This window comes from Cryobacterium sp. MLB-32 (assembly GCF_000738085.1).
Classification (GTDB): Bacteria; Actinomycetota; Actinomycetes; order Actinomycetales; family Microbacteriaceae; genus Cryobacterium.
The window spans coordinates 1-10,187 of record NZ_JPRS01000028.1; the positions used below are offsets into that span (position 1 = coordinate 1).

Sequence of the window (10,187 nt, forward strand, 5' to 3'; positions counted from 1 at the left end):
AAAGAGTCAAGTCAACCCCTTGAAGCGCTTCTTTTTCGCGGGTGTAATTATGTTCTGGAAACGACCGGGAGGCAGTGATGGCCCACAAGGGCGATAATGCAAGCGCCAGTCCAACCGCCGGAGTTACATCCGACATCACGTCCGATTTTTACGCCGCCCACAACATTTCGGTGACACCGCTCTCGCCGACAGAGTGGCGCGTGAGGGATGCCGCGCTCGAGGAGAACGACCCAGCAGGGCTGCTGGGCTTCATCCAGCGGGTCCGGACCGCCTACGAAGTGACAAACCTTGGAGTGCTGCGTGAGCGCAGGTACTTTTCATCATTCGACCGGGCCGCTGCGAGCCTGGCGCCCAGTTCCCGTTCGACGAGTTCTCTCGCCAACCGAAAGGTGCTGAAATGACCGTCACAGTCGACGAAACCCGCACGTTGAACGCCCGATCGCGCGCTGCCACTCCCGTGGCCGCGCCATTGGGCGATGCGTTCCCCGCCGAACCACGCCTGACCGCTGCCGCGAGCCGTGCCGCAGCCGCCGCCCGCACCGCCCAATACAGCGGAGCATCGACGGATGCCTTCGGCGATTACCTCCGCCGCATCGGCAAGGGCCGACTCCTCACCGCCGAGGAAGAAGTCGACCTCGCTCGCCGCATCGAGGTGGGCCTTTTTGCCGGCGCGCGGCTGGTGCAGCAGGCCATCGCGGCGGAGGCAGCCGAGTTGGCAGGCGAGGAGCTATCGGTAGAGCAGCCGGTGGAGCGTCGGGAGCTCACCTGGCTCGTGCACGACGGCCGTCGCGCCAAGAACCAGTTCATCGAGGCGAACCTGCGCCTCGTCGTGAGCATCGCCAAGCACTACTCCGGCCGCGGAGTCCCCATCATGGACCTCGTGCAGGACGGCAATATGGGCCTCGTACGAGCGGTCGAGAAGTATGACTTCATGACGGGCTACAAGTTCTCCACCTATGCCACCTGGTGGATTCGGCAGGCCATCCACCGCGGAATGGCGGACAAGTCGCGCATGATCCGCATTCCCGTGCACACAGCGGAGAAGCTCAACAAGATCAAGCGCATTCGGCGCGACCTCACCAGTACCCTCGACCGCGACCCAACGCCGCGCGAAATCGGCGATGTCGCGCAGATCCCCGTGCGCGACGTGCTGCGCCTCCTGCAGTACGACAACGAGCCCATCTCGCTGCATACCCCGGTCGGTGACGGCGCCGGCGATATGGCGGAACTCATCATCGACGATGATCTGCCCCAGCCCGACGAGTACGCCACGCTCGCGCTGCGCGCCGCGGACATCCGCTTTTTCCTCGAAACGCTGCCCACTCGGGAACAGTCCATCCTGCGGGCCCGCTTCGGCCTCGATGGGGATGAACCGCGCACGCTCGACCAGATCGCCCAGATCGAGGGGGTCACGCGAGAGCGCGTTCGACAAATCGAGAAGCGTGCTTTGGCCCTCTTACACGTGCCACGTTTGGAGCATTATTTGAAGGACTAGGCCACCGTTTCGGCGTAGGGTCGCAGCAACTGATTCATTGGAATGGTGAAATGGGAAAGCTGACCTACGACTCGACCCTCACTGCAGACTTCGATGACCGGGTGCTGGCCCACATTCAAGTTGTCGTGGGAGCCAAATTACGCCGCGGAGAATCCTTCTACTTCAGCTGGCGGGACGACCCGAAATCGGGGGACGGGCGCAGCACGATCTGGATGCACCCGAGCATCCCCGTGGCGTACAAGTACTTCGGCAGCCGTTCCCCGAGCCTGAACCGCGAGTGGATTGAGGCGCTGATGGCAACCGCCAATTCCTCGGGTGGGCTGCAGATCGTTCCCGAGCCCCATTCGCCCGCAATCGTGCCCCCGATCGAGACCGATCTTGTCGCCCACCACCCCGCTTCAAGCAAGGAGTAATCATGAGCCGGATTGACATCGTCTACGACGGAAGGCCTTACTCGCTTGGCGGTCGCGACGTGGAATCGGTTCAGGTGGAGATCGACGCGGCCATTGCAGCGGGCGTCTCCTACTGGCTCCCGGTCAACGCCGGCGAGGGCCGCTACGAGGATGCGTATTTGCTCATCGCTCCCGGTATCCCGATCGCCCTCGTGCATGCGCAGGTCAACGGCTTTGGTCACGAGAACGACAGCACGGAATCCTTCGTTCCCGACGGCTTGTAACAGTTTCCCAGCGGCGGACTGACACACTGGAAGTATGAAGCCCTCACTGCACGAGTTGCTCGATACCGCCCGCGTCGTCGCTTTGCCGGTCGTCGCCCGTTTCCGAGGCATCGACAGCCGGGAAGCGCTTCTGGTTGAGGGGCCGCAGGGCTGGACGGAGTTCTCCCCTTTCGTGGAGTACGACGACGCCGAGTCCGTCGACTGGTTGCGGGCGACCATCGACTTCGGCTGGAATGAGGCGCCGCACCCGCTGCGCACGAGCATTCCCGTGAACGCCACGATCCCGGCCGTCGGTCCCGACGACGTTGCGGCCGTTCTTGCCCGGTTCCCCGGCTGCCGCACCGCCAAGGTGAAGGTGGCCAGCCCCGACCAGACACTGGCCGACGACATCGCCCGGGTGGGCAAGGTGCGGGAGCTGCTCGGTTCTGAGGGCCGCATCCGCATCGATGCCAACGGGCTGTGGACCGTTGACGAGGCGGAGAAGGCCATCCACGCCCTGAACGTCTTCGACCTCGAGTACGTGGAGCAGCCGTGCGCCACCGTGGCGGAACTCGCCGATATCCGCGAACGTACCGCCTACCTCGGGGTGCCGATCGCGGCCGACGAAAGCGTGCGCAAGACCGGGGATCCGCTCGCCGTGGCGCGCGCCGGTGCCGCGGACATTCTGGTGATCAAGGCCCAGCCGCTCGGTGGCATCCGTGCGGCCCTGTCGATCATCGGCCAGACGGGCCTGCCGGTCGTGGTCTCGAGCGCCCTGGACACGTCGATCGGCATTTCCATGGGCGCACACCTCGCCGCGGCCGTTCCGGGCCTCTACTTCGATTGCGGCCTCGCGACCGCGTCGCTGCTGCTCGGCGATGTCACGAGCGACCCGCTGCTGCCTGTCGACGGCGAGATCGCCGTGCGCCGCATCACCCCCGACCCGGCGCTGCTCGACACATATGCGGCCACGCCCGAGCGTCGTGACTGGTGGATCGCCCGCCTCGAGCGCACGTACGCCCTGCTCGAGGACTGACCTCCTCCACGCCCGCTGGTCGAGGCGCGACGAAGGAGCCATCGAGACCCCGCACGCCGACCCTCAGACCGGCTCCCAGAAGCACCTCACCTGGTCTCGATCGCTCGTACCTCGCGCCTCGACCGACGGCCCCTCCGCTGGTCGAAGCGCGACGAAGGAGCGATCGAAACCCCACACGCCGACCCTCAGGCCGGCTCCCAGGAGAGCCTTAGAGGGTTAGAGGCCGGAGTAGGAGTGCAGGCCCTTGAAGAACACGTTCACGATGCCGAAGTTGAACATCACGGCGGAGAAGCCGATGATCGACAGCCACGCCGAGCGTGATCCGCGCCAGCCGCGCGTCGCACGGGCGTGGATGTATCCGGCGTAGATCACCCAGATGATGAAGGTCCACACTTCCTTGGTGTCCCAGCCCCAGTAGCGACCCCAGGCCTTCTCTGCCCAGATCGATCCGGCCATCAGGGTGAAGCTCCACAGAATGAAGCCGATGATGCTCACCCGGTACGCAAGGTTCTCGAGCGTGAACGATGAGGGCAGCGTGGCGAGGAAGCGCAGCCGCACACTCTTCGCGTCGGCCACGAGGCTCTCGCGCTGGAACTGAAACAGCTGCACGATGGAGAGCGCAAACCCGATCGCGAAGAATCCGGTGGCCAGCGAAGCCACGAACACGTGGATGACGAGCCACGCCGACTGAAGCGCCGGCGGCAACGGAGCGACCTCCACGTAGAACCTGAGCACGGCGACGCCCAGGAGCACGAGCACGAGGCCGGTGACAAAGGTGCCAAGAAAGCGCAGGTCGATCCGGGTCAGCACAATGAGGAACACGGTCACGATGAGCACGGTGCCGGTCATGGCGAACTCGTACATGTTGGCCCACGGCACCCGATCTGCGGCGATGCCCCGCATGATCGTGGCCGCGAGGTGCAGCGCCCACGCAAGAACTGTGAGCGAGACGCCGATCCGCAGGCTCGCGGAGCGCCCATAGGGGCTCGTGGCATCGTTGTCCATGCGAGCGCTCAGTCGGGTGAGGGTGGTCGTCCCTCCGCCGACAGTCGCTGACGACGAACCGCCCGAGGCACCCGCGGCAAGGCTGCTCGTGTGCGCGTCAACCGACGCGCTGCGTTTGGCGAGGTCGATCGCGAACGCGATGAAGGCCACCGCGTATATGGCCATCGCCGAGTACAGGCTGATGATGGAAAGCTCGTTGAGATTCACGGTGTAAGCCTAAGTCGGTTTGGGCGTCGGGTCGACGACCTGAATGGAGTTGAACGGGGCGGAATGTTTGTCGGCCAGGGCTGCCACGGCGGCCTCGAGGGCCGGGTCGTCGCCACGCGCGAGGCCGGCGTATTCGAGGCGCACCGTGCCATCGGGCTGTTCGAGGGCCTTGACCCACACGCGACGGCGAGGAACGAAAAGCCCGGTCAACAGGCCGAACAAGGCGGAAATCGCGAAGAGCAGCACCCAGCCCTGGGTCGGGTCGCGGTGAACGTCGAACGAGGCGAAGCGCGGAACCGAGGTCGAGAAATCGTTCGCGGCGGCGTTCGGACTGGCGCTGTCGAAGGTCACCGTGCCGAGGCCGTTAGGCAGATCCACAGTTTGGCCGGGCATCATTTCGAGCGATTTCACGCCCGTGGTGCCTCCGGTGAGCGAGGTCATCTTGTCAGTGTCGAGGGCGTAGACGGATGTGGGCACGCCGGCGTCCAGGCCCAGGTCACCCTCGAAGATGCGCAGCGTGAGCATCGGGTATTCCAGGTCGGGGAAGGTGGAGAAGTATGTGCCGGACTGGGACTCGGCCTGCGTCGGGTAGAAGAACCCGATCATACCGACCTGCTCGGCCAGCCCGTCGGGCACCTTCACGACGCCCAGCGACGTGAGGTTGGCGTCCTGAGGAAGAAACGGAACCGAGTCGGTGAAGACCGCCTTGCCGCTCGGATCCTTCACCGTGATCGTGGGCGCATAGCCGTTGCCGAGCAGGAAGATATCCGTGCCGCCGGTGCGCAGCGGGCCGTTGACCTTCACCTCACCCGGGGTCGCCTTGGCATCCTTGTCGGTGACGGTGACGCTCGCCGTGAAGTCAATGGGCTGGCCGTAGGCCTTGAGGTTCATCTCCTCGTACTTCACCGAGAAATCGTCGAGGGTGAGCTTGTACGGGTCGAGGGAGTCACTGTTGAAGAACCGGCCCGGGTTGAACGAGTCGTAGGCGAGCAGCGTGTTGACGAATGTCTGCCCTTCCACGAGAACGCGCTGGCCGCTGAACCCGTAGCCGCCACCGAATCCCACGGTGATGAGAATGCCCACGAGAGCAAAGTGGAACACGAGATTACCGGTCTCCCGAACGTAGCCGCGCTCGGCCGAAACGGAGAACGTCTTGCCCGCTCTCGTGTCATCGAACAGTGCGGTGCGGTAGCCGCTGGATTTCAGGAGCGCGCGCGCCGAGGTGATCGTCGCCGCGGCATCCGTTCCGGCCGGGGCCGTGCGCACCGTGAACCCCGCCAGCCGAGCAAGGCGGGCCGGCGTTGCCGGCGGCTTCGCCCGCAGGGCGAGGAAGTGGTGCTTGGTGCGCGGAATAACGCAGCCGATGAGGGAAATGAACAGCAAAATGTAGATCGCCGAGAACCACGCCGAGGAGTACACGTCGAAGGCCTGGAATTTGTCCAGCACCGGCGCAAGGTCGGGGTTGTCGGTGAAATACTGCGTCACGCCGTTGGGGTCGGAGCTGCGCTGCGGCACGAGTGAACCCGGAATCGCGGCGATGGCGAGCATCAGCAGCAGGAACAGTGCGGTGCGCATGCTCGTGAGCTGGCGCCAGAACCAGCGCAGCCAGCCCATCAGGCCGAGCTTGGGTTGCACGATCTGGGCGTCGGCCCCGGGGGCCGGCGTGGAATCAAAATGGTCAGATGGCCGGGACAAAGTTGCCAATCACCCCTTGAAGGTCGAGGAGCCAGGCGCCCCAGATGCCGCTCACCATGAGCACGCCGATGACAATGAGGAAGACCCCACCGAACAGATTGATCGCCCGGATGTGCCGCTTCAAAAAAGCGACGCTTCCGGTTGCCCAGTTGAGGCCGAGCGCGATCAAAAGAAAAGGGATGCCCAGCCCGAGCGCGTAGAAGAGGGCGAGGAGTCCACCCTGCCACGGTGACCCCGTGGTGAGGCTGAGCGAGTTGATGGCCGTGAGCGTGGGACCGGTGCACGGGGTCCAGCCGACGGCAAACACGGCGCCGAGCAAGGGGGCGCCAGCCAGGCCCATCTTGGGCCGCCACTGCGTCTTGAGGGTGCGCTGCATCACGCCGAACTGTCCCACGAACACGAGGCCGAGCAAGATGACGACGACGCCGGCGATGCGGCCGACCAGATCGCGGTATTGGTTGAGCCAGAAACCGGCCGCGCCGAACACCACACCCGTGAGCACAAAAACGAGCGTGAACCCGAGGATGAACAACGCCACCCCGGTGAGCAGTCGGCGACGCCCACGGCGGTCACCCTTGGCCGCGCTCGTGCTTCCATCGGCGAAACCGCCGATATAGGCGAGGTATCCCGGCACGAGGGGCAGGATGCACGGCGAAGCAAATGACACGAGTCCGGCCAGGATGGCGATCGGAATCGCGAAGAGCAACGGACCGCTGAAGACGATCTCACCGAAGGGATTGCCCACGCCTAAGAGCCCTCGGCGATGGTGTCTCGAACCAGGGTTTCCAGGATGGACGGCGATGTAACCTGGCCCAGGATGCGCGCGGCCACCCGCCCCTGCTTGTCGAGCACGAGCGTGGTCGGCACCGCATTCGGCGGGATGCTGCCGCTGAAGGCGAGCTGCATGGCCCCATTATTGACGTCGAGCACTGAGGGATACGTGATGCCGTAGGTGTCGTTGAACGCGATCGCATTGGCGGCTTGGTCACGCACGTTCACACCGATGAAGGAAGCACCTTTGCCTTCGAACTGAGCGTTGATCTTCTGCAGGTCGGCCGCCTCCGCCCGGCAGGGCGCACAGCTGGCGTACCAGAAGTTTACGACGAGCACCTCACCGGTGTAGTCGGCGCTCGCCCGTGGGTCGCCGTTTTCGTCGACGCCGGCGAAGTCGATGACGTCACCCCGAGCGGATGCCGCAATCTCGGTGACGCTGCCGTCTCCCGCGATGAAACCCTTGCTGCTGCCCTCGCGGTACTGATCGGCGAGGGGGTCAGAGGAACAACCGGCGAGCACGAGGGCGAGGGCGAGGAGGCCGCCCGCGACGGCCAGACGAGGGGGGCGCATCAGATGGCACCGACATCCGTTGCCGAACCCTGCAGGTGGGCGGCCGGGCTCGAGTAGGCGGTCTCTTCGAAGCGGTCGCCACGCCACGACACCGTCGTGATGCTCGAGAGAGCACACCGCCGCGTGCGCGGATCGTGCGCGAGGCGCTCGTGGGCAAGTGCCCGGTGCACCATCCAGATGGGGAGTTGGTGACTGACCAACACGACGTCGCCGTCATCGACGGAGTTCCACGCGTCGTCGATGGCCGCCAGCATACGATCGGCGACCAAGCGGAAGGGCTCGCCCCAGCTCGGACGCAGCGGGTTCACGAGAAAAGGCCAGTTGCGCACGTCGCGCAGGGCGCCGCCCTGGCCGCGCATCCGCTTGCCCTCGAAGTGGTTCGTGGGTTCGATGATGCGCTCATCGGTGTCGAGCGCCAGCGAGAAAGCCCGCGCGATCGGCGCGGCGGACTCCTGCGCGCGCTGCAGCGGCGACGCGATCACGCGCACGACGGGGCGACCACGGGTGAGGAGTTCGGCAGCAGCGGACTCGGCCATCTGCGCCCCCAACTCGGAAAGTCGATAGTTCGGCAGCCTGCCGTAGAGCACGCCCTGGGGGTTAAAAACCTCACCATGACGCACGAGATGAACTTGACTGGCTACCACCTCCCTAGTCTAAGGACAGGGCACCCGCGAATTTGCCGTGAGGCGGGCGGCTAAACTCGAGTCTGTGACTTCGCGCGTAGTGATCAAGAACCTGTCCGCTCTCGACGACGGCCCCGTATCGGTGTCCGGCTGGGTCGATACCGTACGAGACCAGAAAAAGGTGCAATTCGTCGTTCTTCGAGACGAATCCGGCGCCGTTCAGCTCGTCAATCCCCGCACGACGGATGCCGATGGCGTCGTCGTTGCCGACGAGCCGGCCACGAGCATCTCGGGACTGGCCCAGGGCACCTTCGTGACCGTGACCGGTCAGCTCAAGCACGACGAGCGGGTGAAGCTCGGCGGCATCGAAATCAAGCTCTCCACCCTCACCGTGGTGTCCGCTGCCATCCCCGAGACGCCGATCGCGGCCGACTCGAGCCTCGACAAGCGCATGGACTGGCGTTTCCTCGACCTGCGCAACCCGAAGCAGAACCTCATCTTCCGCATTCAGACCACGTTCGAGCATGCCCTGCGCACGTACTGGATCGAGCACGACTTCATCGAGCTGCACACGCCCAAGCTGATGGCGAGTGCGAGCGAGTCCCGCGCCGAGCTGTTCGAGGTGGGCTACTTCGACACGAAGGCCTACCTGGCGCAGAGCCCGCAGTTCTTCAAGCAGATGGCGCAGTCCGCCGGCTTTGGAAAGATCTTCGAGGTGGGCCCGGCGTTCCGCGCGGACCCCTCGTTCACGAGCCGCCACTCCACCGAGTTCACGAGCATCGACTCGGAGATCAGCTGGATCGACAGCCACGACGACGTGATGCAGCTGCACGAAGACCTCATGGTGGCCGGCTTCACCGCCGTCAAGGCGAAGCACGGAGACGAGGTCAAGGCCCTCTTCGACGTGGAGGTGACCGTTCCCAGCCAGCCGTTCCCGCGCATCCCCCTCGCCGAGGCGAAGGAAATCGTGAAGAGCCGCGGCTACGAGGTTCCCCGCGATGACGACGATATGGACCCGGAGGGTGAACGCCAGATCGCCGCGTACGTGGCCGAGAAGTTCGGGCACGAGTTCGTGTTCCTCACCGACTATGCCTCGAGCATCCGCCCGTTTTACCACATGCGCCACGAGGGTGACGCGAGCGTCACGAAGAGCTATGACCTCATCTTCAACGGCACGGAGATCTCCACGGGAGCCCAGCGCGAGCACCGCATCGAGGTGCTCGAGGCGCAGGCGATCGAAAAGGGCCTCGACCCGAAGGAGATCGAGGGCTACCTCGACTTCTTCCGTTACGGAGTTCCGTCGCACGGCGGATTCGGCATGGGCCTTGCCCGCGTGCTGATGCTCATGCTGCACCAGGCGAGCATTCGCGAGGTCACCTACCTGTTCCGCGGCCCGACCCGCCTGGAGCCGTAGACCCGCCACACTCGAAAGCGGGCTGTTCGTCGTCTGACGCACAGCCCGCTTTTTTTGTTGAGGGAACGCTTAGACCTGGAGGTCGACGGCGAGACGGTCGGTGACGACGGTGCGGATGAAGGCGCCAGCCGCCTTGTGATCCGGATGCGCCTGGTAACGCGCGAGGGCGTCGAGATCGTCGACATCGACGATCAAAGCCATGTCCCAGTTTTCGTCTCCGGCGACGTCGGGGCCCACGGTCAGCGCACGGATCTCGGGAACGACGCCCACGAGCGCCTCCAGGCGGGACACGACGCCAGCGGCATCGTCGGCCTTCTTGCGGGGCGTGACCGCGCTGAGCTTCCAGAAAACAATGTGGCGAATGGTCATGAGACCTCCAGGAGGGCCGTACGGAGACGCAACGGGTCGATGCGCCAATAGTTGTGCACCTTGCCGTTGATGAGCAGGACAGGGATGTCCTCCACGTACAGGGCATGCAGTTCGGCGTCGTCGAGGATGGATCGCTCCTCGACCGTGATGTCGGGGCTCGGACGCTCGTCGATGACCTTCTGCACGACGGTCGCAACGAGGTCGCGCGCATCGTCGCAGAGGTGACAACCGGGCTTGCCGATCAGGGTGAGGTGAATATTCGCCATGCAACAAGCCTAGTTGACGACGAAAAGGGCAAGCGAAAAAGGGCAAGCAAAAAGCGCCAGACCTGAAGAGGCCCAGCG

At 64.7% G+C, this 10,187-nt stretch carries 12 protein-coding genes; 5 read left to right on the plus strand and 7 right to left on the minus strand.

Annotated features, from left to right (window positions below):
* Nucleotides 1–397: 397 nt before the first annotated feature.
* The 4 genes from JF66_RS05145 to JF66_RS05160 are packed head-to-tail and all read left to right on the plus strand — an operon-like array spanning nt 398 to nt 3,186.
* On the plus strand, nt 398–1,495 hold the full coding sequence (locus tag JF66_RS05145) for an RNA polymerase sigma factor RpoD/SigA (protein WP_081882160.1): 1,098 nt from the start codon (nt 398–400) through the stop codon (nt 1,493–1,495).
* Between the two features lie 50 nt (nt 1,496–1,545).
* Nucleotides 1,546–1,908: a hypothetical protein gene (locus JF66_RS05150; RefSeq protein ID WP_035876000.1), complete on the plus strand. Its 363-nt coding sequence runs from the start codon at nt 1,546–1,548 to the stop codon at nt 1,906–1,908.
* A gap of 2 nt (nt 1,909–1,910) precedes the next feature.
* Nucleotides 1,911–2,171, plus strand: a complete 261-nt coding sequence (locus JF66_RS05155) for a hypothetical protein (protein WP_197059327.1) — start codon at nt 1,911–1,913, stop codon at nt 2,169–2,171.
* A 34-nt stretch (nt 2,172–2,205) separates the two neighbouring features.
* Nucleotides 2,206–3,186, plus strand: a complete 981-nt coding sequence (locus JF66_RS05160) for an o-succinylbenzoate synthase (protein ID WP_035876002.1) — start codon at nt 2,206–2,208, stop codon at nt 3,184–3,186.
* A 216-nt stretch (nt 3,187–3,402) separates the two neighbouring features.
* Here JF66_RS05160 and ccsB read toward each other — a convergent pair whose 3' ends face one another.
* The 5 genes from ccsB to JF66_RS05185 are packed head-to-tail and all read right to left on the minus strand — an operon-like array spanning nt 3,403 to nt 8,081.
* Complete coding sequence (ccsB, locus tag JF66_RS05165; RefSeq protein WP_051973147.1) at nt 3,403–4,356, minus strand: c-type cytochrome biogenesis protein CcsB; 954 nt, start codon at nt 4,354–4,356, stop codon at nt 3,403–3,405.
* A 51-nt stretch (nt 4,357–4,407) separates the two neighbouring features.
* The gene (locus JF66_RS05170) at nt 4,408–6,093 is read right to left on the minus strand and encodes a cytochrome c biogenesis protein ResB (protein WP_051973145.1); all 1,686 of its coding nucleotides are present in this window, start codon (nt 6,091–6,093) and stop codon (nt 4,408–4,410) included.
* Nucleotides 6,077–6,838 carry a cytochrome c biogenesis CcdA family protein gene (locus JF66_RS05175; RefSeq protein ID WP_035876008.1) on the minus strand — a complete coding sequence of 254 codons (762 nt, stop codon included), beginning with the start codon at nt 6,836–6,838 and terminating at the stop codon, nt 6,077–6,079. Before JF66_RS05175 ends, JF66_RS05170 begins: the two co-directional genes overlap by 17 nt.
* Before the next feature lie 2 nt (nt 6,839–6,840).
* The gene (locus JF66_RS05180; protein ID WP_035876011.1) at nt 6,841–7,437 is read right to left on the minus strand and encodes a TlpA disulfide reductase family protein; all 597 of its coding nucleotides are present in this window, start codon (nt 7,435–7,437) and stop codon (nt 6,841–6,843) included.
* Nucleotides 7,437–8,081: a histidine phosphatase family protein gene (locus tag JF66_RS05185; RefSeq protein ID WP_035876015.1), complete on the minus strand. Its 645-nt coding sequence runs from the start codon at nt 8,079–8,081 to the stop codon at nt 7,437–7,439. The genes JF66_RS05180 and JF66_RS05185 overlap by 1 nt, the downstream gene beginning before the upstream one ends.
* 79 nt (nt 8,082–8,160) lie before the next feature.
* Between JF66_RS05185 and aspS the strand changes: the two genes are divergently transcribed.
* The gene (gene aspS / locus JF66_RS05190; RefSeq protein WP_081882161.1) at nt 8,161–9,474 is read left to right on the plus strand and encodes an aspartate--tRNA(Asn) ligase; all 1,314 of its coding nucleotides are present in this window, start codon (nt 8,161–8,163) and stop codon (nt 9,472–9,474) included.
* Between the two features lie 69 nt (nt 9,475–9,543).
* Here the strand turns inward: aspS and JF66_RS05195 are convergent, their stop codons facing one another.
* Both JF66_RS05195 and JF66_RS05200 read right to left on the minus strand, forming a co-directional pair.
* A complete protein-coding gene (locus tag JF66_RS05195) occupies nt 9,544–9,843 on the minus strand; it encodes a Dabb family protein (RefSeq protein WP_035876021.1) in 300 nt (99 codons plus the stop codon).
* On the minus strand, nt 9,840–10,109 hold the full coding sequence (locus tag JF66_RS05200; protein ID WP_035876024.1) for a glutaredoxin family protein: 270 nt from the start codon (nt 10,107–10,109) through the stop codon (nt 9,840–9,842). Before JF66_RS05200 ends, JF66_RS05195 begins: the two co-directional genes overlap by 4 nt.
* Nucleotides 10,110–10,187: the final 78 nt, after the last annotated feature.